Source organism: Sinorhizobium sp. P24N7 (assembly GCF_042436655.1).
Classification (GTDB): Bacteria; Pseudomonadota; Alphaproteobacteria; order Rhizobiales; family Rhizobiaceae; genus Sinorhizobium; species Sinorhizobium meliloti_A.
On record NZ_JBHMIW010000003.1, the window covers coordinates 387,852 to 413,107 of the forward strand.

The 25,256-nt window shown below is 60.0% G+C and carries 27 protein-coding genes, 1 tRNA gene and 5 pseudogenes; 18 read left to right on the top strand and 15 right to left on the bottom strand.

Going from position 1 to position 25,256, the window contains the following annotated elements; genetic code table 11:
• The first annotated feature begins 100 nt into the window (after nucleotides 1-100).
• The 8 genes from ACFHWW_RS07010 to ACFHWW_RS07045 all read left to right on the top strand — a co-directional run bounded on the left by ACFHWW_RS07010 (nucleotide 101) and on the right by ACFHWW_RS07045 (nucleotide 6,333).
• Nucleotides 101-454 (top strand): ArsR/SmtB family transcription factor, encoded by a 354-nt coding sequence (locus tag ACFHWW_RS07010; protein ID WP_379937789.1) that lies wholly within the window; start codon nucleotides 101-103, stop codon nucleotides 452-454.
• Nucleotides 451-978 carry an arsenate reductase ArsC gene (locus tag ACFHWW_RS07015; protein ID WP_379937790.1) on the top strand — a complete coding sequence of 176 codons (528 nt, stop codon included), beginning with the start codon at nucleotides 451-453 and terminating at the stop codon, nucleotides 976-978. The genes ACFHWW_RS07010 and ACFHWW_RS07015 overlap by 4 nt, the downstream gene beginning before the upstream one ends.
• Nucleotides 975-1,406, top strand: coding sequence for an arsenate reductase (glutaredoxin) (arsC, locus tag ACFHWW_RS07020; protein WP_379937791.1), 432 nt, complete (start codon nucleotides 975-977; stop codon nucleotides 1,404-1,406). The genes ACFHWW_RS07015 and arsC overlap by 4 nt, the downstream gene beginning before the upstream one ends.
• An 82-nt stretch (nucleotides 1,407-1,488) precedes the next feature.
• Nucleotides 1,489-2,556: an ACR3 family arsenite efflux transporter gene (arsB, locus tag ACFHWW_RS07025; protein ID WP_379937792.1), complete on the top strand. Its 1,068-nt coding sequence runs from the start codon at nucleotides 1,489-1,491 to the stop codon at nucleotides 2,554-2,556.
• A gap of 18 nt (nucleotides 2,557-2,574) precedes the next feature.
• Nucleotides 2,575-3,330 (top strand): arsenical resistance protein ArsH, encoded by a 756-nt coding sequence (gene arsH, locus ACFHWW_RS07030; RefSeq protein ID WP_379937793.1) that lies wholly within the window; start codon nucleotides 2,575-2,577, stop codon nucleotides 3,328-3,330.
• A gap of 85 nt (nucleotides 3,331-3,415) precedes the next feature.
• Complete coding sequence (locus ACFHWW_RS07035; RefSeq protein WP_379937795.1) at nucleotides 3,416-3,739, top strand: hypothetical protein; 324 nt, start codon at nucleotides 3,416-3,418, stop codon at nucleotides 3,737-3,739.
• 355 nt (nucleotides 3,740-4,094) lie between these two features.
• Nucleotides 4,095-6,020, top strand: coding sequence for a PhoX family protein (locus ACFHWW_RS07040; protein WP_379937796.1), 1,926 nt, complete (start codon nucleotides 4,095-4,097; stop codon nucleotides 6,018-6,020).
• A 19-nt stretch (nucleotides 6,021-6,039) separates the two neighbouring features.
• Nucleotides 6,040-6,333: a hypothetical protein gene (locus ACFHWW_RS07045; RefSeq protein ID WP_379937797.1), complete on the top strand. Its 294-nt coding sequence runs from the start codon at nucleotides 6,040-6,042 to the stop codon at nucleotides 6,331-6,333.
• A gap of 493 nt (nucleotides 6,334-6,826) precedes the next feature.
• Here ACFHWW_RS07045 and ACFHWW_RS07050 read toward each other — a convergent pair.
• Nucleotides 6,827-6,902 (bottom strand) — tRNA-Ile (locus tag ACFHWW_RS07050).
• Between the two features lie 128 nt (nucleotides 6,903-7,030).
• Here ACFHWW_RS07050 and ACFHWW_RS07055 point away from each other — a divergent pair.
• The 5 genes and pseudogenes from ACFHWW_RS07055 to ACFHWW_RS07075 form a co-directional block, all read left to right on the top strand.
• On the top strand, nucleotides 7,031-7,279 hold the full coding sequence (locus ACFHWW_RS07055) for a CopG family ribbon-helix-helix protein (RefSeq protein WP_379937798.1): 249 nt from the start codon (nucleotides 7,031-7,033) through the stop codon (nucleotides 7,277-7,279).
• Nucleotides 7,276-7,566: a type II toxin-antitoxin system RelE/ParE family toxin gene (locus ACFHWW_RS07060; protein ID WP_057248323.1), complete on the top strand. Its 291-nt coding sequence runs from the start codon at nucleotides 7,276-7,278 to the stop codon at nucleotides 7,564-7,566. Before ACFHWW_RS07055 ends, ACFHWW_RS07060 begins: the two co-directional genes overlap by 4 nt.
• A 134-nt stretch (nucleotides 7,567-7,700) precedes the next feature.
• Nucleotides 7,701-8,294, top strand: a pseudogene (locus tag ACFHWW_RS07065) (electron transfer flavoprotein subunit alpha/FixB family protein); the annotation flags it as partial.
• 53 nt (nucleotides 8,295-8,347) lie between these two features.
• Entirely contained in the window at nucleotides 8,348-9,232 is an 885-nt protein-coding gene (gene purU / locus ACFHWW_RS07070; protein ID WP_379937799.1) for a formyltetrahydrofolate deformylase, read from the top strand.
• Nucleotides 9,233-9,235: 3 nt separating this feature from the next.
• Nucleotides 9,236-9,370 (top strand): annotated as a pseudogene (locus ACFHWW_RS07075) (bifunctional methylenetetrahydrofolate dehydrogenase/methenyltetrahydrofolate cyclohydrolase); the annotation flags it as partial.
• Nucleotides 9,371-9,508: 138 nt separating this feature from the next.
• Here the strand turns inward: ACFHWW_RS07075 and ACFHWW_RS07080 are convergent.
• The 5 genes and pseudogenes from ACFHWW_RS07080 to ACFHWW_RS07100 form a co-directional block, all read right to left on the bottom strand.
• Nucleotides 9,509-9,870, bottom strand: a pseudogene (locus ACFHWW_RS07080) (class I SAM-dependent methyltransferase); the annotation flags it as partial.
• A 111-nt stretch (nucleotides 9,871-9,981) separates the two neighbouring features.
• Nucleotides 9,982-10,839, bottom strand: a complete 858-nt coding sequence (gene nadE, locus ACFHWW_RS07085) for an ammonia-dependent NAD(+) synthetase (RefSeq protein WP_379937800.1) — start codon at nucleotides 10,837-10,839, stop codon at nucleotides 9,982-9,984.
• Between the two features lie 474 nt (nucleotides 10,840-11,313).
• Nucleotides 11,314-11,741 (bottom strand): annotated as a pseudogene (locus tag ACFHWW_RS07090) (Fic/DOC family N-terminal domain-containing protein); the annotation flags it as partial.
• Nucleotides 11,742-12,010: 269 nt separating this feature from the next.
• Entirely contained in the window at nucleotides 12,011-12,961 is a 951-nt protein-coding gene (locus tag ACFHWW_RS07095) for a nucleotidyl transferase AbiEii/AbiGii toxin family protein (RefSeq protein ID WP_379937801.1), read from the bottom strand.
• Nucleotides 12,951-13,805 carry a type IV toxin-antitoxin system AbiEi family antitoxin domain-containing protein gene (locus tag ACFHWW_RS07100; RefSeq protein WP_379937803.1) on the bottom strand — a complete coding sequence of 285 codons (855 nt, stop codon included), beginning with the start codon at nucleotides 13,803-13,805 and terminating at the stop codon, nucleotides 12,951-12,953. The genes ACFHWW_RS07095 and ACFHWW_RS07100 overlap by 11 nt, the downstream gene beginning before the upstream one ends.
• Before the next feature lie 93 nt (nucleotides 13,806-13,898).
• Between ACFHWW_RS07100 and ACFHWW_RS07105 the strand changes: the two are divergent.
• Nucleotides 13,899-14,045, top strand: a pseudogene (locus ACFHWW_RS07105) (LysR family transcriptional regulator); the annotation flags it as partial.
• A 59-nt stretch (nucleotides 14,046-14,104) separates the two neighbouring features.
• Entirely contained in the window at nucleotides 14,105-14,290 is a 186-nt protein-coding gene (locus ACFHWW_RS07110) for a plasmid partitioning protein RepB C-terminal domain-containing protein (RefSeq protein WP_379937804.1), read from the top strand.
• Between the two features lie 333 nt (nucleotides 14,291-14,623).
• On the opposite strand, the gene ACFHWW_RS07115 is transcribed toward ACFHWW_RS07110, so the two are convergent.
• From ACFHWW_RS07115 to ACFHWW_RS07135, 5 genes are all read right to left on the bottom strand, one after another.
• Nucleotides 14,624-15,739 (bottom strand): TRAP transporter substrate-binding protein, encoded by a 1,116-nt coding sequence (locus ACFHWW_RS07115; RefSeq protein WP_379937805.1) that lies wholly within the window; start codon nucleotides 15,737-15,739, stop codon nucleotides 14,624-14,626.
• Nucleotides 15,740-15,806: 67 nt separating this feature from the next.
• Nucleotides 15,807-17,378, bottom strand: a complete 1,572-nt coding sequence (locus ACFHWW_RS07120; RefSeq protein WP_379937806.1) for a TRAP transporter large permease subunit — start codon at nucleotides 17,376-17,378, stop codon at nucleotides 15,807-15,809.
• Nucleotides 17,379-17,395: 17 nt separating this feature from the next.
• Nucleotides 17,396-17,944 (bottom strand): TRAP transporter small permease subunit, encoded by a 549-nt coding sequence (locus ACFHWW_RS07125; protein ID WP_275598517.1) that lies wholly within the window; start codon nucleotides 17,942-17,944, stop codon nucleotides 17,396-17,398.
• A gap of 130 nt (nucleotides 17,945-18,074) precedes the next feature.
• Nucleotides 18,075-18,719: a response regulator transcription factor gene (locus tag ACFHWW_RS07130; protein WP_275598516.1), complete on the bottom strand. Its 645-nt coding sequence runs from the start codon at nucleotides 18,717-18,719 to the stop codon at nucleotides 18,075-18,077.
• Nucleotides 18,716-20,107: a cache domain-containing protein gene (locus ACFHWW_RS07135; RefSeq protein ID WP_379937807.1), complete on the bottom strand. Its 1,392-nt coding sequence runs from the start codon at nucleotides 20,105-20,107 to the stop codon at nucleotides 18,716-18,718. The genes ACFHWW_RS07130 and ACFHWW_RS07135 overlap by 4 nt, the downstream gene beginning before the upstream one ends.
• A gap of 300 nt (nucleotides 20,108-20,407) precedes the next feature.
• Between ACFHWW_RS07135 and ACFHWW_RS07140 the strand changes: the two genes are divergently transcribed.
• Entirely contained in the window at nucleotides 20,408-21,037 is a 630-nt protein-coding gene (locus ACFHWW_RS07140) for a DUF1326 domain-containing protein (protein WP_379937808.1), read from the top strand.
• 262 nt (nucleotides 21,038-21,299) lie between these two features.
• Here the strand turns inward: ACFHWW_RS07140 and ACFHWW_RS07145 are convergent, their stop codons facing one another.
• From ACFHWW_RS07145 to ACFHWW_RS07160, 4 genes are all read right to left on the bottom strand, one after another.
• On the bottom strand, nucleotides 21,300-21,431 hold the full coding sequence (locus ACFHWW_RS07145) for a hypothetical protein (protein ID WP_379937809.1): 132 nt from the start codon (nucleotides 21,429-21,431) through the stop codon (nucleotides 21,300-21,302).
• Complete coding sequence (locus ACFHWW_RS07150; protein WP_379937810.1) at nucleotides 21,401-21,712, bottom strand: DUF5615 family PIN-like protein; 312 nt, start codon at nucleotides 21,710-21,712, stop codon at nucleotides 21,401-21,403. Before ACFHWW_RS07150 ends, ACFHWW_RS07145 begins: the two co-directional genes overlap by 31 nt.
• Complete coding sequence (locus ACFHWW_RS07155; RefSeq protein ID WP_379937811.1) at nucleotides 21,709-22,374, bottom strand: DUF433 domain-containing protein; 666 nt, start codon at nucleotides 22,372-22,374, stop codon at nucleotides 21,709-21,711. The genes ACFHWW_RS07150 and ACFHWW_RS07155 overlap by 4 nt, the downstream gene beginning before the upstream one ends.
• A gap of 393 nt (nucleotides 22,375-22,767) precedes the next feature.
• Nucleotides 22,768-23,682 (bottom strand): LysR substrate-binding domain-containing protein, encoded by a 915-nt coding sequence (locus tag ACFHWW_RS07160; protein WP_379937812.1) that lies wholly within the window; start codon nucleotides 23,680-23,682, stop codon nucleotides 22,768-22,770.
• Between the two features lie 126 nt (nucleotides 23,683-23,808).
• Here ACFHWW_RS07160 and ACFHWW_RS07165 point away from each other — a divergent pair, with 126 nt between their 5' ends.
• Nucleotides 23,809-24,159, top strand: coding sequence for a cupin domain-containing protein (locus ACFHWW_RS07165; RefSeq protein WP_379937813.1), 351 nt, complete (start codon nucleotides 23,809-23,811; stop codon nucleotides 24,157-24,159).
• Nucleotides 24,160-24,201: 42 nt separating this feature from the next.
• A complete protein-coding gene (locus ACFHWW_RS07170; protein ID WP_379937814.1) occupies nucleotides 24,202-25,188 on the top strand; it encodes a glycine betaine ABC transporter substrate-binding protein in 987 nt (328 codons plus the stop codon).
• Nucleotides 25,189-25,256: the final 68 nt, after the last annotated feature.

Consider the following 25,256-nt stretch of genomic DNA (forward strand, 5'->3'; position numbering starts at 1 on the left):
TCCAGTCTCCCTCGAAAGCTTTGGCGAAGTTGCTCCGCCTCTGCCTTCAATGTGTAGCACCAACGCTTGACGCTGTCCACATTTCCGGTATTCTCGACATATGGAACAAGAAAATGCAATTCTCGCCCTGGCGGCGCTCGCCCAATCGACCCGGCTGGAGACCTTCCGCCTTCTTGTCCGCCATGAACCCCATGGCTTGCCCGCCGGCGATATCGCGCGCACCTTGGCAGTACCCCACAACACCATGTCGACGCATCTGAATATTCTTGCTCGGGCGGGCTTGGTGTCTTCGGAACGCCGCAGCCGCCTTATCGTCTACCGCGCCGATGTTTCGCGTCTGCGCGATCTCACCCTTTTTCTCGTCAAGGATTGCTGCGGAGGGGATGCCGATCTCTGCGCTCCGCTGATCGAGGAACTCAATCCCTGTCGTTCAAAGGAAAAGGTAACCGGATGACCAAGACGACGTTCAATGTGATGTTTCTCTGCACGGGCAATTCCGCACGTTCGATCATCGCAGAAAGCGTTCTGCGAAAGGACGGAGCCGGCAAGTTCAATGCCTATTCCGCGGGGAGCCAACCCAAGGGCGAGGTCAATCCGTTCGCCATCGAGACGCTCGCAGGCCACCACTATCCCGTCGAAGGGCTTCGGTCGAAAAGCTGGGACGAATTTGCCGTGCCTGGCGCTCCCCAACTCGATTTCGTCTTCACCGTCTGCGACAATGCCGCGGGCGAGGCCTGCCCCGTCTGGCCGGGACAGCCCGTGACAGCGCACTGGGGCGTCGAAGACCCGGCAGCCGTCGAGGGGACAGACGCCGAGAAGCGCGTCGCGTTCGCCACGACGCTTCGTTACATGAAACTCCGCATTGCCGCCTTCGCAGCGCTCCCGGTGGAAAGCCTGGAGCGGCTGAGCCTGACGGCAAAACTGCACGAGATCGGCCAGATGGAAGGTTCCACTGCACAGAGGCCCGACGTCGCATGAAAGAGCCGATCGACATCGTCATTTATCACAACCCCGATTGCGGCACGTCTCGGAACACCTTCGCGATGATACGCAACGCCGGAATCGAGCCGCATGTGGTCGAGTATTTGAAGACTCCGCCAAGCCGGCGGCTGCTGGAGCAGCTGGTCGTGCGTATGAGTATACCCGTTCGCGAGTTGGTTCGGGAAAAGGGTACACCCTACGAAGAACTCGGCCTTGGCGATCCGGCTCTCACCGATGACCAGCTCCTCGACGCGATGATGCAGCATCCGATCCTGATCAACCGCCCCATTGTCGTCTCGCCGCTTGGCGTCAGGCTGTGCCGACCTTCCGAGGTCGTCCTGGAGATCCTACCCCAGGAGCAGAAGGGCGCTTTCGCGAAGGAAGACGGCCAGATCGTCGTCGACGCGAGCGGCCGGCGCGTCTAGCCGAAGCAGAGCAGACCAGACCAAGCGAAGCGACGCCTCGAGCGAGGCTGCGCACCGGACTTCATTTTCAAGGAGAACGCAGTTGCGTCCCGCCCAACCCACAATCCGCCTCTCGTTTCTCGATCGCTATCTTACGGTCTGGATATTTGCCGCCATGACGCTCGGCCTTGTGCTCGGCACCGTGTTCACGGGCTTGCCGGCAGTCCTCGACAGTCTTTCCGTCGGAACCACCAACGTTCCGATCGCGATCGGGCTCATCCTGATGATGTATCCGCCGCTGGCCAAGGTGCGTTACGAGGAACTCCATCAGGTCTTTGCCGACAAGCGCATACTAACGCTCTCCCTGGTGCAGAACTGGTTGATCGGCCCGGTGCTTATGTTCGGGCTCGCCGTGTTGTTCCTGCGCGACTATCCGGAATATATGACGGGCCTTATCCTGATTGGTCTCGCCCGCTGCATCGCCATGGTTCTCGTCTGGAACCAGCTTGCCCGCGGCGACAATCAATACGTTGCAGGTCTCGTCGCCTTCAATTCGATCTTCCAGATACTCTTCTTCAGCATATACGCCTGGTTCTTCCTCACTTTTCTGCCGCCGCTTTTCGGCTTGGAAGGAAGCGTGATCGACGTGTCCTTCTGGACGATCGCCGAAGCAGTGCTGATCTATCTCGGGATACCGTTCCTCGCCGGTTACCTGTCGCGCCGCATGCTTACGAGGGCAAAGGGCAAGGACTGGTACGAGAACGCCTTTCTTCCGAAGATCAGCCCAATCACCCTTGCGGCGCTGCTGTTCACCATCGTCGCGATGTTCAGTCTGAAGGGCGGCGATGTCGTAAGGCTGCCGTTCGATGTCGTCCTGATCGCGATCCCCCTGACGATCTACTTCGTCATTATGTTCACCGTCAGCTTCTTCATGGCCAAACTGATCGACACCGACTATCCGCGCACCACCGCCGTGGCGTTCACGGCAGCGGGCAACAATTTTGAACTGGCGATCGCGGTTGCCATTGCCGCCTTCGGTCTTGCATCGCCAGTGGCCTTCGCCGCGGTCATCGGACCGCTCGTGGAGGTGCCCGTGCTGATACTGCTGGTGCAGCTCGCGCTGTGGCTCGGCCGCCGCTACTTCGCCGAAACGGCTCCCGCGGCTGTCTGAAGCATAGGAGACCCTGAAATGAGATTGCGCACCGTTTCTGACATCAACCACCTGCCGGCTCTCGACCCTGCCTACGCACACCGCAATCCAGCGGAAGGCCTCGGTCCGGTGGACCATAAGCCCCGCATCCTGCTCCTCTATGGATCGCTGCGCGAGCACTCCTACTCCCGGTTCTCAGTAGAGGAGGCGGCGCGAATTCTCGAGTACTTCGGCGCGGAGACCCGCATATTCGATCCTTCGGACCTGCCGCTTCCCGACCAGGTCAAGGGCGACGATCACCCGGCCGTGAAGGAGCTCCGTGAGCATGCGATCTGGTCCGAAGGAATGGTCTGGTGCTCACCGGAGCGCCATGGCCAGATCACCGGACTCATGAAGGCGCAGGTCGATCACCTGCCGCTGAACATGGGCGGCATCCGTCCGACGCAAGGCCGTACCCTCGCTGTCATGCAGGTGTCCGGTGGGTCGCAAAGCTTCAACGCAGTCAACACGCTGCGTATCCTTGGACGTTGGATGCGCATGTACACCATCCCGAACCAGTCGAGCGTCGCCAAGGCGTTCCAGGAATTCGATGCGAACGGGCGCATGAAGCCTTCCAGCTACTACAACCGCATCGTCGATGTCATGGAGGAGCTCGTCCGCTTTACGATCCTCCTGCGGCCGCACTCGGCTCAATTGGTCGACCGCTATTCAGAGCGTAAGGAAGCGAAAACGCCGGTTAACCCCGAGGCCGATCTCTCCGCCATCGCGATCGCTCCGCAAAAGGGTGCGGCTTAAAGGCCGAGACCGTTCACAGCGGTAAACGCTCCGAAAAACGGCACTCTTGAGCATTCAACGCCGAGACCGCGAGGGAGACGCAGCGATGAAGTGGATTGCGGCACGAAGACGCCAACGCAGGGAATTCAGGCCGAACCAGCCGGATGATCACGCTACGATCGTCATCGCGGTTGGCCTGATCGTTTTGTTGGCAGCGCTCACCCTGGGCACCTGGTTCGTCGGCGATATCTATGTCGGCGCGCAAGCGGGTGCCGTCGTTTTCATGTCGGGGTGGTGCGCATTTGCACTCTATGCGGCCAGCACGGACGGCGCTGCTCAGGGACGCATACTGTCCCCTCCGCAAAATTGGCTCAAGTTCGCAGCCCCGATGGTCGCTGCAGTCGGCGTACTGTGGCTGGCTTCCGGATGATGAAAAATGCTACGCGACGACCGACTACTGAGGCAGTTAAGCCATCCTAAGGGTCCGAGGCACTCACCGCACTTTGCCTATTGCCAGAGACGAAGTGGTCGAGCAGCGGACAACGCCCGAGACCACATGCACTGGACGTGGCATCGCTTTGCAAACCATAGCGTCGCTTGGCTGATCCGTCACAGTGATCTCTTGGAGAACACGTGAACTGAGGCATCCAAGATCCGCAAAGTCGCGAAAGTGGTTCCGGGCAGACGAGAACCGCAGGCCTCGCTCTTTGTGTCATCTGGATGTAATTTTACAGCGATAGGCCCCTCCTTGGAATTATATCGAAAAGCAGCGACGGAGAGACGCCATGACCGACATCGACAAGAGCAAACTGTCCTGGGACGAATGGGACGAACTGCAGAACCCACCGCCGGCGGAAACCGATTTCGACCGGATTGTCGAAGCCGCCCTCTCACGCCGCGGCTTCCTCGGTGGTATCCTGGCGATGGGTTCGGCCGCGGCTGCAATGGGCACGCTCGGCACCGCCGCCAACCTGATGTCCTCCACCTCGGCCCAGGCGCAGGAGGCCGCCGCCTCGCGCTTTGCATTCAAACCGATCCCAATCTTCACCGACAACACCGTGCATGTCCCCGAAGGCTATTCCTGGAAGCCGCTCGCCAAGTGGGGGCAGCCGCTATTTTCAAATATTTCGGATATAGACCCGGCAACGGGGGTGAGCCTGGAAAATTCCGACAAGGTCTTCGGTGAAAACACCGACGGCATGGAACTGTTCGTCATCGGCGAGCATCAGATCATCGCGGTCAACCACGAATACGTCAACAACGAGATCAATCTTCCGAACAATGAAAAGGGCATGCCGAAGAATGCCGACGAGGTGAAGATCCTGCAGAACCTGCAGGGCGTCACGGTTATGGAAGTTGCTGAAGGTGAAAACGGCTGGGAAATCGTGCTCGACAGCCCGTTCAATCGCCGCATTACCCATCTGACGCCGATGAAGATCTCCGGTCCGGCCGCTGGTTCCGATCTTATAAAAACTGAAGCTGATCCAAACGGCACCGACTGTCTCGGGACCTTCAACAACTGCGGCGCCGGCAAGACGCCGTGGGGCACCTATCTCACCTGCGAGGAAAACTTCAACGGCTACTTCGGCTCCACTAACCCGAACTTCGCCATGCCCGACGACTTCAAGCGCTACGGCATAGTTGCCGAGACCCGCTACGGCTACGAGGCCTTCGATCCCCGTTTCGACGTCTCTAAGAACCCTAACGAGCCGCGCCGCGCCGGCTATGTCGTCGAAATCGATCCGTCGGATGCATCGTCGACCCCGGTCAAGCGCACCGCACTCGGCCGTATCAAGCATGAGAACGCCGCTGTTGTCATCGCACGCGACGGTCGCGTGGTTGTCTACATGGGCGACGACGAACGCGGCGAATTCCTCTATAAATATGTCTCGAACGGCATCTACGTCCCTGGCGGCGACACCTCTAAGCTGCTGGATGAAGGCACGCTCTTCGTTGCGAAGTTTTCCGACGACGGCAATGGCGAATGGTTGGCCCTCACCCCAGAAACGACCGGCATGAAGATGGACGAGATCTGCGTCTTCACCCGGCAGGCCGCCTCCAAGGTGGGCGCCACCACCATGGATCGACCGGAATGGGTGGCAATCAACCCCGTCGCCATCGAAGCCTATTGCGCGCTCACCAACAACAGCCGCCGCGGCGAAATCAAAGATGGCAAGCTGCGCACCAATGCCGGCGGCGACGAAATGTCGGTCGGCGGCCCGAATCCGCGCGAAAAGAACGAATATGGCCAGATCGTCCGCTGGTATCCGGAAAACGACGACCATGCCGATGGCAAGTTCAAGTGGGACCTGTTCGTCATGGCCGGCAATCCGGACGTCCACAAGGGCGACGCCTATGCCGGTTCGTCCAACATCAACTCCGGCAACATGTTCAACTCGCCGGACGGTATGATTTTCGATTCCACCGGTCTCCTTTGGATCCAGACTGACGGAGAAGACACCAACGAGGCCGACTTCGCCGGTCAGGGCAACAATCAGATGCTCGCCGGCGATCCCGCGACCGGCCGCATCGAGCGCTTCCTGACAGGCCCGCTGGGCTGCGAAGTTACCGGGCTAATCTGGTCTGCCGACAGGCGCACCATGTTTGTCGGCATCCAGCATCCCAACGCGCCGTTCCCGGATGGCGAAGGCAAGCTGCCGCGTTCTACGCTCATCGCCGTTAAGCGCGAGGACGGCGCCCTGATAGGGTAAGCAGGTAAGACGGTCGAGCATGCACGAGGCGCCGGCTTTCGGCGCCTCGTCTACTCTATACGTTTTTACCGAAGTCGTTGCCGTTGATGGCGGTGCTAAAAGCGGAGGGTGGCGTCAGCCGCGCCACTGCCTGTTCAGGCCACTGTTCGTTGAAAGGGTATTGGCCAGGGCGGCTCCTGGTTCGAGCCGGCTCATGCTGGAGAGCGAGATCCCCGCTTTCGCCGATGCGGTGATAAATGCCGGCTGCGCCATCGGGTTACGTCTCGGCGATTTGGAAGAGATTGTCGAGGCGACCGACAAGCTCAAGCGGTGAATGTATTCGGTATAGGGATTTCCCACCTTCGTTCGCCGGCCGGTACCGGGACCCGGCACACGCATCTAGCGGCGGGGATGCCGCTCAGGGCAATAACGCCACCATGTGTGTTGAAAAATCCGCTTGCTCACTCGGCTAAGAGCGGGGGCCCATTCCCCCGGCCTGAAGAAGGCGCATATCGAGAGGTGAACGGCAGCGTCCACAGACCTCCCAGCTCGGTCGCCTGCAATGTCTGCATTCAGGAGAAGCTGGTTTTACGGCCGAAATGGGGGCGCAATGCTGTCGTTTGCAGACCTAAGCGTGGACGCGCCTTACGGGCCGGACAGAATGTGCTTCCACGAGCCCTGCACGCCTTGTTGCTGTGATGTTCACCCTTTGGGCCACGAAGATCGCATAATGTATCGACTGGCACTGACCGGCTTCTCCAGGTCTGGTGGCTCTTTTTGAATAACTAACCAATGGCTGTTGGGCCGTCGCGATCAGTATGGTGGTATGGTGGGCCGGGCAGGGCTCGAACCTGCAACCAGTCGGTCATGAGTCGACGGCTCTAACCATTGAGCTACAGGCCCCACCAGGACGTTTCTAAGAAAAACCGATGGATCAGTCGCGTAGCGGATGCTTTGAAGAATTGCTTTGAACCTTGACGCACCAGTGCGGTTCATCGATAATCAAAGTGAACCAAGGAAGGTTAGATCCCATGACCGCTGCGTTTACCGTGCGTGTAAAAGATGAAACCGCGAGCAAGCTGGATCAGCTCGCTGAGAAGCTGGATCGGTCTCGCTCTTATATGGCTGCAGAGGCCATCGAAGCTTTCGTTGAGCAGCAAGAATGGCAGCTTGCCGAGATTGAAGCCGGGTTGACCGAGGCCGACCGGGGTGAGTTCGCCAGCGATGAAGATGTGGCGAGAGTCCTCAGGAAGTACGTCAAGTCTGCTCGCCAATCATGAGTCGGAAGCGTATTCGTTGGACGCTGCGGGCGTTGCGGCGACTTGATGAGATCGGCGCGTATATCGAGAAAGACGATCCAGATGCGGCGGCTCGCGTCGTGGCGCGGATTGTCACTGCCGTGGATGCGTTAGCGGAGTACCCTGCCAGTGGGCGGCCTGGTCGTATCAAGAGCACGCGCGAGCTCGTGCTGGCCGACATTCCCTACATCATTCCCTACCGCATAAGTCGAGACGTCGAGATCCTCACCGTCATGCACGCGCACCAGCAATGGCCGCAGGTTCTCTAGTCACGACCAACAAAACGCGTCGGCGCGATGAGCGATGATCCGCTCATCAGCCTGCCCGTTACGCCAAGGTGGCCTATTCCCGGCTCCGTCCGAAAAGCACGGCGCTCATGCCACCCCACTCCCCGGGACGTCATCAGATCATCGAGGTCGTCGCGCCCGATACCTTCAAACGGCCGATCTATGCCGGCAACGCCATCCAGACGGTGCAGACGAGCGAGCCGAAGAAGGTGATCACCGTGCGCACCGCCTCCTTTGCCGCTGCTCAAGAAGGCGGCTCGGCCCCGGTCGAGACGGTTGCCGCCGCGGCTAATCCCGGCCTTTCCGCCCATGTTTCCGATGCGCTGTCGTCCTCCGACCGGCCGGAACTGACCTCGGCGAAGATCATCATCTCCGGCGGCCGGGCGCTCGGCTCCTCGGAGAAGTTCAAGGAAGTCATCCTCCCGGTTGCCGACAAGCTCGGGGCCGCCGTCGGCGCCTCACGCGCCGCCGTCGATGCCGGCTATGCGCCGAACGACTGGCAGGTCGGCCAGACCGGTAAGGTGGTCGCCCCCGACCTCTACATCGCCTGCGGCATTTCCGGTGCGATCCAGCACCTCGCCGGCATGAAGGACAGCAAGGTGATCGTCGCCATCAACAAGGACGAGGAAGCGCCGATCTTCCAGGTCGCCGACTACGGCCTCGTCGCTGATCTCTTCGACGTCCTGCCGGAGATACAGAAGACGATGTGACGGAGTCGTTCGCAGTGCGTCGCTCCCGCCTGATGTTTGAACAAAGGAAAGCTATGACTTCTTATGTCCTGACCGTCAGCTGCAAATCCACCCGCGGGATTATCGCCGCCGTTTCCGGCTATCTTGCCGAGAAGGGCTGCAACATCATCGACTCGTCGCAGTTCGACGATCTCGAAACGGGTTTGTTCTTCATGCGGTTGGCTTTCGTCAGCGAGCAGGGCGCCAAGCTCGAAGAACTCCGCGAAGGCTTCGAACCGGTGATCAAGCGCTTCGAGATGACGATGCAGATCCGTGATTCCGAGGAGCGCATGAAGGTGCTGCTCATGGTGTCGCGCTTCGGCCATTGCCTGAACGATCTTCTCTACCGCTGGAAGATCGGCGCCTTGCCGATCGACATCGTCGGGGTCGTCTCCAACCACTTCGACTACCAGAAGGTGGTCGTCAACCACGACATCCCCTTCCACTGCATCAAGGTGACGAAGGAAAACAAGCCGAAGGCCGAAGCCCAGCTGATGGACGTCGTCGAGCAGACCGGCGCCGAGCTGATCGTGCTGGCCCGCTACATGCAGGTGCTTTCCGATGCGCTCTGCAAGAAGATGTCGGGGAAGATCGTCAACATCCACCACTCCTTCCTGCCCTCGTTCAAGGGGGCGAACCCCTACAAGCAGGCCAATGAGCGCGGCGTGAAGCTGATCGGCGCGACGGCGCATTACGTCACCGCCGATCTCGACGAGGGACCGATCATCGAGCAGGATATCGCCCGCATCACCCATGCGCAGTCGGCCGAGGATTACGTCTCGATCGGCCGCGACGTCGAAAGCCAGGTGCTGGCTCGCGCCGTGCACGCCCATATCCATCACCGCTGCTTCATCAACGGCAACCGCGCCGTCGTCTTCCCGCCGAGCCCGGGGTCCTACGCGTCAGAACGGATGGGGTGATCCGTGGCGCAATGTATTGATGGCAAGGCTGTTGCCGCTTCGGTCATCGAAACCGTGAAATTCGCCACCAAGGCGCTGGAAAGCGAAGCGGGTGTGCGCGCGGGGCTCGCGGTGGTCATCGTTGGAGACGATCCGGCAGGGTAAGCTTCACGATATGAGGTGAGCCTCCGGGGCACCCTGCGTGGCTTCGGCCTTGAGATAGGGGCGACGACGCGACGCACTTGCGCCGGGCGCATCCGGGAGCTGAATGCGGCCCATCCGACCGTGGAAGCGATCGCGCTTCTCCGCGATCGCCGCAGCGGCCTCCGGATCCGTGCACAAGGTCCAGGTCGTCACGACCGTGTCGACGCTCTGGTGGTCAAGGGGGATGGATTCTGCAGACGCCTCGATGAAGCTGACGGGCATTCCTGGATCCGGCACACGACGCGCCATCGCTAGAAGTTTTGGGGCCGGCTCGAGCGCGAGAACTTCCCTCACCGTCGGACCGTAGAAAGGCAGGTTAAGACCCGAACCAACTCCGATCTCAAGGACTCGCCCCTCCGCCGCGCGATCACCCGCTCCCGATAGGGCCGCAGTCGGTCGTTGCGCATCGAATGATCGCAGAGCCTCGGTAAGATGATATCAGCGTAGATGCCCATGTGCTCCCTTCCGCGTTCTCAGGCGAGCAGTTCTTCTAGGCCCAGCACGTCGCATTCAATCTTGGGCATATCCGCGCGGGCATTCTGCCGACCTACGATGATAGTCGAATCCTAGCGGGTTTGTGCTGAAAGTGAGCGCGCCCTTGGCAAAAACTCATGTGCCGCGACAGGCAATGCGCGCTTATGCCCGGTCAGCAGATATGCCTTGATGATCCGCTGGTGGGCGACTTCGTCTATGGCCTTTCCCTCGAGGAAGTCGTCGATCTGGTCGTAGGTGACCCCGTAGGCGTCTTCGTCCGGACGCAATGGCGCGTTGGATTCCAAATCGGCGGTCGGCGTCTTGTAGACCAGGTGTTCGGGTGCGCCGAGAACTGTCGCCAGGGCGCGGACGCGGCGCTTCGTGAGGCCCGACAGCGGCAGGATGTCGGCTGCGCCATCCCCGAACTTCGTGAAGAAACCCATGACCGCCTCGGCGGCATGATCAGTGCCAATGACGAGGCCCCTCGACGCGCCGGCCAGCGCGAACTGGGCAATCATCCGCTGCCGGGCCTTGATATTGCCGAGCAGGAAGTCCTCGTGTGCGGCACTCTCAGCCCTGAATCCGCCGGCCTTGAGGTCGGCCAACATTGCGTCGGCCGCCGCTCGTATGTTGACGGTCATGGTCTTGTCCGGGCCGATCGCCGCGAGCGCGCGCTGAGCATCCTCTTCGTCTGCTTGCTCGCCATAGGGAAGACGGACGGCGACGAATTCGGCTTCGTAGCCGGTTTCCCGAAGCTCCCCAACGGCGGTTTGCGCCAGGAGCGCCGCTGTGAGGGAGTCCACGCCGCCGCTGATGCCGAGAACGTAGCAGCGCATATGCGCCGCGACGAGATACTCCTTCAGGAAGGCGACCCGCTCCTCGATCTCGCGTTGCGGATCAAAGAGTGCAGTCACGCCGAGTTCGGCTCCGATTTCTTGAGGTTCTGACATCCGCATCTTCCTGGAGGGTCATAGATGATCGGTTCGAATGCACTACCAGGATTAACTGTTCCGGTCAGTGGCGATTGGAGCGCAGAGTTTTTCACAACCGCCCGTGCAGCTCTAGTTGCTAGAGGTCTTATCCCGCGGAAATTTCAGAAGGAAAGACTCATGACGAAAGCTTCCGTGGAATCGCGCTTCCGTGTCGAAGGAATGGATTGCGCCTACACGCAAGCTCACAAAGCTATAGCGGCCCGACTATGCAGCATCGGTCGCTGGCCAAACTTCGACACCGGCCGCGTTGGAAGATCAGACCGTCGGGTACGCGGGCGCTGGGATTGTTTGAAGACGACCAAGGCAGCAGATCAAGGACATGCCAAGGCGAACTTTCGGGTGCAGAAGCGCCCTTCAACACCCGGCCACGGCGCCGCCCCGTCGCTTACTCAACGATGCCGAGTCTCTGTAGTTGGTCTAGTGCAGCGTTCACAGCAACCGCTGGTGCATTTCCCGGATGAGGCGCAGTGACAGCGGCACCTGCCGCATTCGCTCGAGACCGAACATCATGGCGTCGATATAGTTGGAGACTTCGCGGATGTCATCGACAGGCTCGCCGCTGATTGCTTCTGTCTCGAAGCGCAGGAGATCGGACTGTGTCGACTGCGTGCCCTCGATTTGGGAAGAAAGGACAGCCTCCTTGCGTGCGTACATGTACAGGCAACGTTCTTTGTTCGGAAGCAGGATGGAAATGCCATCAGGTCGCCCCAGAGCGCATTCGGCGGCGCTGAGTCGCGTCAAGAGGCCAGTAATTTCGTTTGGGGGAGAGGTGGAGGTACAAAAGCCTTCACACGCTCGCCGCCAACAGCGGTCTCCACAAAACGACCAAGGTGATTTCCACCAGCTGTGTCGTCCCTCATGCACTTTCTAGTTTGGCTAAGTCTGTCGGCTTTAATTAGCATGCCCGGTTAATAAACAAAATCCCATTTTCGTTAATTACTGAAATCGCTTATTTGATCTGACCGCGGATCATAGCCTCAGTTCGAACCCTGCAAGGCAAGGGCAACCCGGATCATTGTATTTGCGGGTCTACGTCTCGATTCCGATCAAGGCGAGGTGTGAAAGTCGGTTCCGCGCCAGAGGTGAGGGAGACGCCACTCACCGTCAGTTCAATCGAAGTACCCATAGGTTAGATCTTTTCCCCTCCGGAATCCTTGCGAGGCTGTGACACGATCTCCTCGATCTCACGCCGCTGCTCAGCATGCTTCTCTGGATTCTGAGCCTTCAGCTTTTCTAGGTTGAGCAGCTTCCAGCGGACGGCGGGCAGCTCCGCCGCCTGGGGCAGGCCGATTGCCTTGAAATCTGGTTCGCCATCGTGGAGTGACAGCAGGAAGCGCATCGCCTTGTCGTCGAGCTTTGCGAGGATATCCGCCGTCATCCGGGTCCTCGCTGCTTTCAGATCGTCGAGGCCGACGGGCTCGATCGTCATCCCCTCGAACTCCCTCACGAAGGCTTCGTCGAGATCTGCGAGCGAAGGCCTGACCAGCTCGTGCGGCGGGCGCCCGGAGCTGGCGACATAGATCAGGAAAGTCCGGAACAGGGCGTCGGTCAATCCCTCGTTTTCATAGAGCAGCTTCACATCGAACAGGTCTCGCGGATGCTGCCGGTCCACCGCCGCGTGCAGCTTTCCGCCGAACAGGTCCTCGAACGAGACGACCTGCATTTCGGCGAACCCGTATGCGTCTTCGACGGCCGCGCTCACACGTCGGCGTTCGGGCGGATGGACCGTTCCTCGCGCAACGGGTGACGTCTCGATCTTGATTTCGGCATTTCCCTGCCGGACGAGAACGCGCGTGTCGTTGTTCCCGCCGCCGGCGATTCTCTGGACGCTCACACCGCGCAGATTGCGGATCAAGTCTTCACGGATGTGTTCCAGTGTCGTGTCGATGTTTTTCAGCGTCGTTTCACGGTCCTCGATCGGCAGATAGGTCAGATCGATATCGACCGAGAGCCGCGGCATGTCGCGATAGAAGAGGTTGATCGCAGTCCCGCCCTTCAGGGCGAAGGCCTCGTGGCGGGCGATGAAAGGAAGGGTCCGCACCAGGAGGTCGACCTGGCGCATGTATTGTTCACGGGCCATTCGGGGTCTCCTTTGGCATCAAGTCGGCCGGGACTGTGATGCGGTAGATAGGGTGCAGCCGGCCGCCCGGCGTCAGCGCCCGGTCACCCTTGCCGAGATCGACGGAGGAGATGTCGATGTGCCGGCGCCAGGCATGATTGTGCTTGTCGGCAAACACGAAGAAGAGGCGCTTGGTTTTGACGCTTCGGCATAGGGTGAGGAGCGTCGTCAGCAGTTTCGGGCGCAGATTGGCGAGGCTCTCGAACGCCACGTCCACCTTGTGGAAGCTTTCTCCTTTTGGGACCTCGCCGAGCATTTCGAGGATCGCGCGTTCGGGTGAGGACATCGGCATCGGCCAGCGCCATGGGCTTTGTGCCAGCTCCGGATCCTCGTCGTTGGAAAGATCGAAATCCGCGTTTTCGACGCCGATCGCTCCTTCGCCGAACAGGACGTTGCTCCTGGTCTTCACGTCGGCGTCCGTCCGCAGCTTCGATAGCCATGCCGGGATATCGGATCCGTAGAGATAGAGGGCGAATTCGCCCCCGAACGACAGGTAATGAGCATGTCCTCGCAAGGAGAGGGAACTTGCTCCTCCGACATGAAATTTATGCCGCATGAGCCAGACGGCCGAGAGCAGGGGAATTTTCCAGCCTCCGACGGCTTCTGGATTGGGGTCCGAGGAAAACGGGCGGCGGTACACGCCCGACATGACCGGCTCGAGCCAGCCCTGTTTGACATAGCCCGAGACGGACTGCCGCGAGATGGCATGGCGAGCCATCCACCCCGAATCCACCAGGAAACCAGGGGGGACTTGCTGGAGGACGTGCTTTAGCTTTGTCTCTGATTGTCCACTCATGTTTGACATTATGGCATAATGTTAAAGTTCGTGCGACTCCAACTTTACGGAGCGCCAAATTTGTCAATTCAGGCTTGACCGCATGCGTTGGTCTCAAAGTAGACGCCGGACGACCTCCATCGACATGCCTGCATCGCCTACGACGAGGAAGCGATCGCCGAGAGCTGGGAGCTGACGAACGGCGGGCGGATCCGAAGGGCATTGGCCGGCAAAATACTGGCGGCGAACTACGGCGAGCTTATCGCCAGACCGCCAAAAAGATGACAGGCGCTGCTGCATCCACGCCGTCAGGCCAGCAGATTGCTCGCATGGAAAGGGAACTGGCAGCACTTCAGACTCAAGTGAAAAGCGTCGAGGAAACTTACGGCATCGACAATCTGCATCTTACCGTCGCACGCGGATACGTTGCTAAGCTCCTCGCCAACACTCGCATCACCCCGGTGGCTTTCGTATCACCGCCAAGAATATCTTGGGGAGTTTCAGAAAATCGCTGAGATCGATGCGATCGGTCCTCAACCGGAGGCCCCGGAGGCGTAAAGTTCCTTATGGGGCAGGGACGTGGCCCACCGGAATCACGAAATGTTCGCGGCTTGTTCGTCCAGGATCGCATAAATGTATCGACTGGAATGCTTGCCGTCGCTTCGGCTGATGGCACGCGGGGCGTGGTGCCAGCTTTCATGCGCTCAAATCATGGCCGGAGTTTGCTTCGCCGTTGACAGCGCTTGTAGAGAGAAGCTTTGCGGTATCCGCCACGCGCCAATCCGACGTGCTAGGCAATCTGTCTAACTTGTGTGGCGCAACGCTGCGCCACACAGGATGATCCCGCGTTACTTTCCCGCCGCTTGGGCAGCATACACGTAGCTGTCGTAGCTGTATTCGGCGACGCGGAACCACTCGAAGGACTCGTCACGGAACTTCTTCCAGGCCGGATAGATCTTCGCCCAAGCGGGGTGCTTCTCGCTGTATTCGGCATAGAGCTCAAAGGTCGCCTTAAAGGCGGCGTCCATCACGTCGCGCGGCATCGGGCGAAGGTTGACGCCCTTGCCGACCAGGGAGCGGATCGCCGTCGTGTTCTTCACGTCGTAGAGCGCCTGCATGTTGATGTTGGCAGCCTTGCAGGCCGTGTCGAGCGCGACCTTGTAGGGCTCGGGCAGCGCTTCGTATTGCGCCTTGTTGATGAAGAAGTGAATGGTCAGCCCGCCCTCCCAATAGGCCGGGTAGTAGTAGTAAGGAGCAATCTGGTAGAAGCCGAGGCGCTCGTCGTCATAGGGGCCGACCCATTCGGCGGCATCGATCGTGCCGCGTTCCAGCGCCGGATAGATGTCGCCGCCCGGAAGCTGCTGCGGCACGACCCCAAGGCGCGACATGACTTCGCCGGCAACGCCGGCAATGCGCATCTTGATGCCCTTGAGGTCGTCCAGGGTCTTGATCTCATTGCGGAACCAGCCACCCATCTGGGCACCGGTGCCGCCGCCGGGCTTGCCTACGATGCCGTATTCCTTCAGGAACTCGTCATATCGCTCGTTGCCGCCGCCGTGATAGAGCCAGGCATTCTGCTGGCGGGCGTTGAGGCCGAAGGGAATGGTCGAGCCGATGGCGAAGGTCGGGTTCTTGCCGGTGAAATAGTAGCCGCAGGTATGGGCGATTTCCACGGTGTTGCTCTGCACCGCGTCGATTGCCTGGGGGCCCGGCACCAGTTCGCCGGCTTGGAAAACCTGGATCTGGAACTTGCCCTCGGTCATCTTCGACAGCGCTTCCGCCATGACGACGGCGCCGCCATAGATGGTGTCGAGATTGTTCGGGAAGCCGGACGTCAGGCGCCATTTCAGGGTCGGGAGTTCCTGGGCGATTGCAGGTGCCGCGAGCGAAGCCCCGGCGACCGCTGCCGCGCCGCCGAGCGCGCCCTTGGTCAGAAAATTGCGGCGGTTCAAAATGTCAGTCATCGTATCCTCCTCAGGTGGCTGCGTGTCCGGCTGGCGCGGATGTCCGACCGGGGCCGTTTGGTTGTGGTCATTTGGACTGGGCGGGCTGGCCGAAGCTTGGCTGCGGCGAACCGAATTCCGGTGTTTGCGCTCCGAAGGACGGCATCGAACTGTCATCAGACGATTCCGGGGCGCCGAAGGGCTGCGTCGGCGTTCCGAACGGGCTTTCACCCTCGGTACCGGGCATCGGCACATTCAGCTGGATCGTTGCCGGATCGACCGCCGCCTGACCGGATTTGTAGTGGGTGACCAGACCCGGGAATGCCACGACCATCGCGACCATGAACAGTTGGATGCCGAGGAACGGCAGGGCGCCCATGTAGATCTGGCCCGAGGTCACCGGCTGGATCGTCGCGCCGGTCATCCTGTCCTTGTAGGCCCGGTTGGGTGCAACAGAACGCAGGTAGAACAGCGAGAAGCCGAAGGGCGGATGCATGAACGAGGTCTGCATGTTGATCGCCAGCATCACGCCGAACCAGATGAGGTCGATGCCGAGCGCATCGGCGACCGGCGCTAGGAGCGGGATGATGATGAAGGCCAGCTCGAAATAATCGAGGAAGAAGGCCAGGAAGAACACCAGCAGGTTGGCAACGATGAGGAAGCCGATTTCCCCGCCGGGGATCGAGGTCATCAGGTGCTCGACCCAGATATGGCCGTCGACGCCGTAGAAGGTCAGCGAGAAGACGCGCGCGCCGAGCAGGATAAAAATCACGAAGGACGACAGTTTTGCCGTGGCATAGAGCGCCGACCTCATCATGGAGAGATCCAGGCGGCGGTTGGATGCGGCCAGGACGAGCGCGCCGACGGCTCCCATCGCGCCGCCCTCGGTGGGCGTCGCAAGGCCGATGAAGATCGTGCCGAGCACCAGGAAGATCAGAACGAGCGGCGGCACCAGCGAGGTCACCACCTTGCGGCCAAGCCTCCAGCCGCGCAGTATTCGGGCCTCCGGCGGCAACGCCGGAACGCTGGCGGGCTGTAGGTAGGACATGAGAATGATGTAACCGGCATAGATCGCAACGAGCAGCAGGCCGGGCACCAGCGCGCCCTTGTACATGTCGCCGACCGAGCGGCCGAGCTGGTCGGCGAGGATGATCAGCACGAGCGACGGTGGAATGATCTGTGCGAGCGTTCCCGACGCCGCGATCGTACCGGCCGCCACGCGGCGGTCGTAGCCGTAGCGCAGCATGATAGGCAGGGAGATCAGGCCCATCGAGATGACCGAGGCCGCGACGACGCCAGTGGTAGCCGCAAGGATCGCGCCGACGAAGATGACCGCGAAGGCAAGCCCCCCGCGGACCGGACCGAACAGCTGGCCGATCGTATCGAGCAGGTCCTCCGCCATGCCACTTCGTTCCAAAATCAGCCCCATGAAGGTGAAGAACGGAATAGCAAGCAGGGTTTCATTCGACATTTGCCCGAAGATGCGGTCGGGCACGGCGCCGAACAGATTGATCGGCAGCAGGCCCATTTCGATGCCGATGAAGCCGAAGACAAAGCCGACGAAGGCCAGTGCGAAGGCGACGGGATAGCCCATCAGCAGCACGATCACCAGCGACAGGAACATGATGGGCGCGAGGTTTTCCGCGAAGAAAGCAAACATGGGATCGGTTCCTGGCGTTAGAGCGTCTGGGCTTCGGCGTCGGCAAGTGCCGTCGCGTCGGGCATGTCGCCGCGCAAAATGGCTACGCGCTTGATGAGCTCGGAGACACCTTGCAGGGTCAGCAGGCCGAAGCCGATGGGGATCAGCGCCCAGACCGGCCAGAGAAGCAGGCCGCCGGTGTTGTTCGACACCTCACCGCTCAGGAACTTCGACACCACGATCGGCCAGGAGAGATAAATGGTGATGAGGCAGAAAGGGAACAGGAAGAAGATCGTGCCGAGAATCTCGACCCAGAGCTGGGCCTTGCGCGGCATGTGGCCGTAGACAAGGTCGACCTTCACATGTTCGCTGCTAAGCAGGGTAAAGGCAGCCGCGATCAGGAAGACGGCCGAAAACAGGTACCACTGCGCTTCGAGCCACGCGTTGGAGCTCAGGTTGAAGAGCTTGCGCGTGACGGCGTTGACGGCACTGATCAGCACCGCGGCAAGCAGCAGCCACGACACCGATTTTCCAATAAACGTGTTGAGCGCGTCGATGACGCGCGACAGCGACAAAAGGCCGGACATGATGAATTCCTCCCCGGCCGGCACCCTCCGCCGACCGTCATCGGAACTCGTATGGCGTCCTTATTGGGTGAACAAGATAGCTGGGATCACCAAATAAAACCGCCTACCCAGTTGTGGGTAGGCCTACCGGTTAGCCGTCCGCAAGGCTAAAACCGCTGTCGATTGCGTAGCGAATAAGGCCAGCGGTGCTGGAAATTCCAAGCTTCTTCTTGATGTTCTTACGATGTGTTTCCACCGTCGCCTCGGAAAGGGCCAGCGACTGGGCAATGGCGCGGTTGCTCTTGCCGGATGCCAGCAGCATCAGCACGTCGTGCTCGCGGGTGGTCAGCGGATTTGCGGGCTCGCTCGGCCGGCGATCGAGAAGAACTTCGGAGACGCCGGTGGAGAAATAGGTCCGTCCCGCAGCAACGGTCTCGATCGCCGTGACGATCTCGTCAGTCGAAACATCCTTGAGGACATAACCGGACGCGCCATGCAGGACAGATGCCGAGATGTATTCTCGGCTGTCATGCATTGACAGCATCACGATGCGACAGTCGGGCAACTTTGCCTTGAACAGCTCGATTGCCTCGATTCCGCTGAGCTTCGGCATGTTGATGTCGATCAGCACCACCGCTGGGTTGGTCTGGATCGCGACTTCCAAGCCGGTCAGCGCCAGGCCCGCCGTGCCGACCACCTCGATATGCGAAAACGTCTCCAACACGGCGCGAAGGCCGTCGAGAACCAGCGGGTGATTGTCGATGAGGACGACCTTGATCGGCTTGACAATACTCATGCAGCTTCCGTCCGGTTCTTCGGGCTGACATTGGCCGAAAGAGGAAGCATCGCGGTTAGCACGGTTCCCTCCGGCTTGCTCCGGACGAGGAGAACACCGCCGAAATGCGCCATGCGCTCCTGCATGTTGCGAAGGCCAAGGCCGCTCTGCTGCCCGGTCCGGCCAAGGCGAGCGCTTTCTTCGAAACCGTTGCCATTATCCGAAATCGTCATACGCATCCGGCCGCGAGTACTCCAGAGCTTGATCCGCACCTCGCGGGCGCCGGAATGGCGCTCGATGTTGTTCAACGCTTCCTGGGCAACCCTGTAGAGCGCCGTGCTCGCTTCGGTCTTCAGCCTGTCCTTGCCGGCGTCGGCCTCTAGAACCGTACGGATGCCGGTCCGTTCGGAGAAATGGTTGCTCAGTGCTGTCAGCGCAGCCGTCAGACCGAGGTCGTCCAGCGCGGGGGGCCTCAGATCGTGCGACAATCGGCGGACCTCCTTGATGGCGACGTTGAGCGCCTCCACGCCCTTATCGATGGCGCCGGATGCGTCATCGGCGTGGTTCCGCACCTTTCTTCCGGCAAGGTCGATTGCATAGCGCACGCCGACAAGGTTTTGCGATATGCCGTCGTGCAATTCGCGGGCAAGGCGTGCGCGCTCTTCCTCCTGGGTGTCGATAATGCGCTGTGTGAGGGCCTTGAGCTTGCTATCTGCCATGCGCCGTTCACGCAACGTAACGAGCATGCAGGTGGCAAAGACGACCATAACGGCGGGCACAGCTATCAACGCCACCACGAGGAAGGTATGGCCGATCTTTTCGCGCAGGTCCGCTTTCGCAGCCGCCGTCTGCGCGAAGACGTCATCGAGATAGACGCCAGTTCCCAGCATCCACCGCCACTTGTCCAGCCCCATGGCGAAGGAGAGCTTGTCGGCCATCGTGCCGGATGAGGGTTTCTCCCACTTGTACTGATACAGACCGCCGCCTTCCTTGGCCTTTTGGATTAGGTTGGCGATTACCTGGTTGCCGTCAGGGTCGGTCAGATCCAGCCAGTTGTGGCCCGGCCGGAAGGCCTGCCGCGGGTGCACGACATTGTTGCCATCGTAGTCATAGACGAAGAAATAGCCGTCCTTGCCGTAGTCGAGAGACGTCAGAATGCTGCGCACGCGATCCTTGGCCGCTTCATCGTTCGCACCCGCCGAGGCATAAACGTCCTCGATCGCCGAGCGGGCGAGGTTGGTGAGGTTGAGCAGCTCAGTCTCCTTCGCTTTCAGCATGTTGCGTTCGAACGTGTCGATGCTGCTCTGCGCGAGGCTCGTAGCCTGCCACGTGATGAAGGCGGTAATGGTGAGGATCGCAATGACGAGTGGCACGACCGCAAGAGCGACGATCTGATGGCGAAGGTTCACGGCATTCCCCAATGCATTTATTTAGACCATAAGGGTAAAGCGAGCCACGGCTCCGCGCCAGACCCCTCGTCTCACGCAGTCAAATTGCTCCTGAGGAGCGTGTTCGCTTAGCTACGTTTTGGAGGCAACTCAATCAACAAAACTCCATATAGGGCCAGGCGTATGATGAAATGTTCCACTTTCAGGTGACTAGGGCTTCGTGACCGTCTGGTGGTAATATAGTCAGCAGTGGCAGAGGGGTAGAGCTCAACGAGCGCATGCCGGCGGGCGCGCCCACGGGTGACACTCATGGAGGAAACAATGACGGATTGGGAACTCCACGGAATGGAATTCGGAAATTGCAACTGTTCCTACGGATGCCCGTGCCAGTTCAATGCCTTACCGACCCATGGCCATTGCCAGGCCATCGGATTCTTCACGATCGCCAGGGGAAATTTCGGCGCGGCGAAGCTAGATGGATTGAATATGGCCATCGCCGTTGCTTGGCCAGGTGCGGTTCATGAGGGTCGCGGCGTCATGCAGCCGATTATTGACGAACGCGCGGACGACGCTCAGCGCGGTGCACTCCTCAGTATTCTGACCGGCGAGGAAACTGATCCGATGGCAACGTTCTGGGCGGTCTACACTGCGATGTGCGAAACCGTCCGCGATCCGATCTATACGGCGATCAGCATCGATGTCGACATGAAGGCTCGTCGGGCGAAGTGCAAAGCGGAGGGCGTCGCCATTGGCCGTGGCGAGCCTATCCTGAACCCGGTAACGGGCGACGAGCATCGCGTTGGTATTCTCCTGCCGAACGGCTTCGAATACGAGCGGAACGAAGTCGGCCGCGGATGGTCGTCGTCATTCACGGGTGTGCCGTTGAACTTGGAGGACAGTTACGCTCACTGGTGCGAGTTGCATTTTAATCAGCATGGGCGTATTCAATAGCCCTAGGCCGGCAGGACTCGAACCTGGAACCAATCGGTTATGAACCGACGGCTCTAACCATTTAGCTACAGGCCCCACCAGAGAGTTTCTAGGGACAGCAAACCGATCGATCAAGCTCGGTCGCGATGAATTGTTCCCCTCTCAAGAGCGCCGGCTTTGAGGCTCAGATGACAGTCCAGGGGATCGCTGAAACGCCAGGTGGGTAAATAGTAGCTTTGGTGACCTAGCTACCTCGGCCATGCTGCCCCGCGGGCACTTTTGACTATTCTTTCGGCAGACCGTAGCGAAGCACGCGGAGGTCTTCGTCTTCGAGGGAAATCTCCAACACCCGATTGATGAGGTCATCGTCATTGTCGAGCTCGATCAATGCCTGCTCGAACAACTCAAGCTGCATGTCGAGGTCCATGCCGGGTGGCCGTTAAGGCAGATCAGCCCGGCATGGATGGCGACGTCGGCATATTGTCCCTTGGTGCCCGGCTTGTCTTTTGGTCCCCGGAAATCGACCGAGTTCTTCGTGACAAACGTCCAGTCGTCTTCGAGAATCATCGGTTTGAGCTCCCAGTCCTTCAGGCCGCCCATTTTCATCCAGACGACGTGGCTTGTTTCGCCGTGGCCCTTTTCGATTGCCATTTTTGCCAGTTGCGGACTGAGGCACTCATCGATCAGAAACTTCATCCCGTCTTCCTACGACGGGGGACGCGACGATCCTTGATGATGACTGAGCCTTCGGGAATGTCGCCGGAGACGCGGGGCCGGCCGCGCAAGGGGTTCGCTTCCGCGTAGATAGACGCGAGCTTTATATTCTCCGCGTCCAGGCTAGGCCAGGCTTCCAGGATGCGCTCAACCGCATGACCAGCAGCTACGGATGCGGCAACATCATAGACCGGAACGCGGGTGCCGCGGATGACAGGCGTACCGCCAAGTACGTCGGGTGAGGCTGTCACGATCTCTCGCGCTGCGGCAAGGTCGTCCAGCCGTTCGCTCGCACCTCTCATAAAGGGCATAAGATCGATCGTCAGAAACTCGTGGTGAACGGTCCAGTCCTCGCGCAACAGGGCCGCCCAGGGGAGTGTGCGCGCTTTTGTCAGTCGGGCCTCTGCGGTGCGGATGGCAAACAGTCGCTCCTCCGACGTGAGGCGGCGCGCGCTCTCAAAATAGAAGGCAATGAGTGAACAGGCCCCCGCCAGGACGTGGCGGCCATTGTCGAGCGAAACAAAGGCGTCTGGCAGGATGTGCTCATCGATGACGCGATTGATGTCGCGTAGGCTCACGCGTGAGACAACGGCGGCCTCGCTCGCCTTCAGCATTTCCGCAACTGCGGGCATGTGAGCCTCCATATTAAATCTTCCGATGTGTCGGAATATATAACTCGCGAACGGCGGTAGCAAGGTCTTGTCGAGGAGTTCCGAGCTTCCATAAAAACGAGTGTCAGCCTAGAGCAGCTTTTCTGAAGCTACGTGACGGCGTGATAGGCCGATCGCTATATAGCCGACGACCCGCGCGACGACCTGCGCGAAGTCTCGCGCGGGATCGAGAACGGCTATTTATCGGCAAGGCGTCAGAACTCTGGCCATTGCGCTCGCCGCCGTTGCGCGGCCGGCGCAGAGTCTTTATCAGGCCGGGCCGGAAAAAGCTCTACCGATCACAAACGTCGCCATCCAACACTTTGATGTGGCCGCTCTGATGGCGGGTTCGCGGTTCGATTCCGTTCAAGGCGTTCAACTGCAGAACTAACGCTGATACCGCCTGCAGACCTCAACGATCCAAGCCTTGAAACGCTCGACGGCGTCCGAGTTTCTGCGGTCTGGGGTCGTCACGATGTAGTGTGCGGAGGCGCTAGTCATAACAGCTGGCGAGATCGGCACCAGCGCACCGGTCGCAAGATATTTTTCGACGATCGCTTTCCAGCCGAGCACAACACCTTGTCCCTCCACCGCGGCGGTGACTGCATCCATGTAGTAGCTGTAATAAGTGTCAATGCGCGCTGCAATCGGTATGCCGAAGGCAAACTGGGTCCAGTCCTCCCAGCCTTGCCACGCCTTGCCGCCCCGGCTGTAGTCGATGATGCTGTGCGCTTTCATGCTATCCGGCGTGGTCATGGGCGGAAGGTCGCGGAGATAACCCGGACTGCAGACCGGAACGATTTCGTCGCGGAAAAGGAAGGTTGCCTCGCCATCGGGCCAATTTCCGCCGCCGAACCGCAATGCGAGGTCGAAGTCGTTGCGCCTGAGGTCCGGATCGTGATCCTGCGTATCGACGAAGATGCTGAGTTCCGGGTTCTCCGCGCGGAAAAGCGGCAGACGCGGGGCAAGCCAGAGGGTTGAGAAGGCGACGTAGGCGGATACGTGAAGCTGTCTTTTTACCGTGTCGCGCTGGATCTCCTGCCATGTGCCGACGATGTGTTCAATTGAATGTGTAAGCGCGGTCGCCATCTGCTGCCCCTTCGCCGTCAGGTCCAGCGCGCGGTGACGCCGCACGAACAATGGAAAGCCGAGGCTCTTCTCAAGATCCCTGATCTGGCGGCTCACCGCGGGCTGGGTAACGTTCAGTTCCTTCCCGGCTTCCGTGAAGCTCATGTGCCTTGCCGCGGATTCGAACGTCACGAGCGCAGAAAGCGAAGGGATGTTGCGTCTGAATGTGCTCACTAGGCCTGCCTCCTGATCACAAGACTAGACGCATAACGAAGTGTTATGCAAGACGGCAAATTTACTGCCGTTGACCCCGATACCTGTTGAAGCCCTCAATTGCTGGGACAACAACAGGAGAAGCCTATGACGGATATTTTCATGGCGGCAACGAAGGATGGCGACGTGCCCTCGTTTCACACCGTCGAAACCACCAAGCAGGAGTGGGAATATGGAGGCAGCGCGGGATTCTGGCTTAAGCGTCTCCACGACCGGCCAGAGGCACGCGAACAGACGTTCCTGATGAAGGTGGATGCGGGTGCGCATGCCGAAAGCCATGCCCACGACCAGACCGAACAGATTTTCGTGGTGGAGGGCACCTTCTACGACCAGACCCGTACCTATCAGGCGGGCGACTATGTGCTGCGCGAAGCCGGAACGAACCATACGGCCGGCAGCGCTACCGGCGCGACCGTTCTCGTCGTCTACACGCCCTAAGCGGCGCCAGCGTGATCACCTCAAAGAAAGGGAAACGAACAGATGAAACGCATCTTGATGACACTGCCACTTCTCTTCGCGGCCGCCGGCGCCGGGGCTGCCGACTGCGGAGACGTTTCCATCGCCGACATGAACTGGCAATCGGCAACGCTTCTGGCCAACATCGACAAGTTCATACTGGAGACCGGCTACGGCTGCAATGCCACGCTCGTTGCCGGCGACCTGGTGCCGAGCATGACATCGATGGCCGAGAAGGGCGAGCCGGACGTCGCACCGGAAAATTGGATCGCCCTGCTTCCGGATATCCTCAAGCGTGGCAAGGAGGAGGGCAAGATCGTCTCGCTCGGGAAGTCCCTGCCGGACGGTGGCCAGCTCGGCTGGTGGATCCCGCAATACATGGTCGAAAAGTACCCGCACCTGACGTCGATCGCTGAGGTGTTGAAGCACCCTGAACTCTTCCCGGCGCCGGAGGATTCGTCGAAGGGCGCCATCTACAACGGTCCTGAAGGGTGGGCGGCGACGCTCATCACAGCGCAGTACTACAGGGCCTATAAGGCCGAGGAGGCGGGATTCGAATTGGTCTCCTCTGGGACGGCCGCCTCGCTCGATGCGGCTCTCATCCGGGCCTATGAGAAGAAGGAGGGCTGGGTCGGGTTCTACTGGTCGCCGACGCCGTTGCTCGGCAAGTACAAGATGGTCAAGCTCAGTCACGGCGCGCACTTCGATCAGCAGGAATGGACGCGGTGCAACACAGTCGGCGACTGTCCCGATCCCGTGCCAAACGACTGGCCATCCGACACCATTGAAACGGCTGTATCGGGGCGATTCTTCGCCAAGGGCGGTCCTGCGATCGACTACCTTCGCAAGCGCGCAATCCGCAACGACGTGGTCAGCGAGATGTTGAGCTGGATGACCGACAATCAGGGTACGGGCGCCGACGGCGCGCTGGAGTTCCTGCGCAAGCACGAGGCGATCTGGAGCGCCTGGGTGACGCCGGAGGCTGCCGACAAGATCAAGGCCTCGATGTAGCTGATGGAGCGCGGCGAGGCGAGAGTCTCCGTCGCCTTTCTTACTCGCCATCTTCATAACCTCAGGTT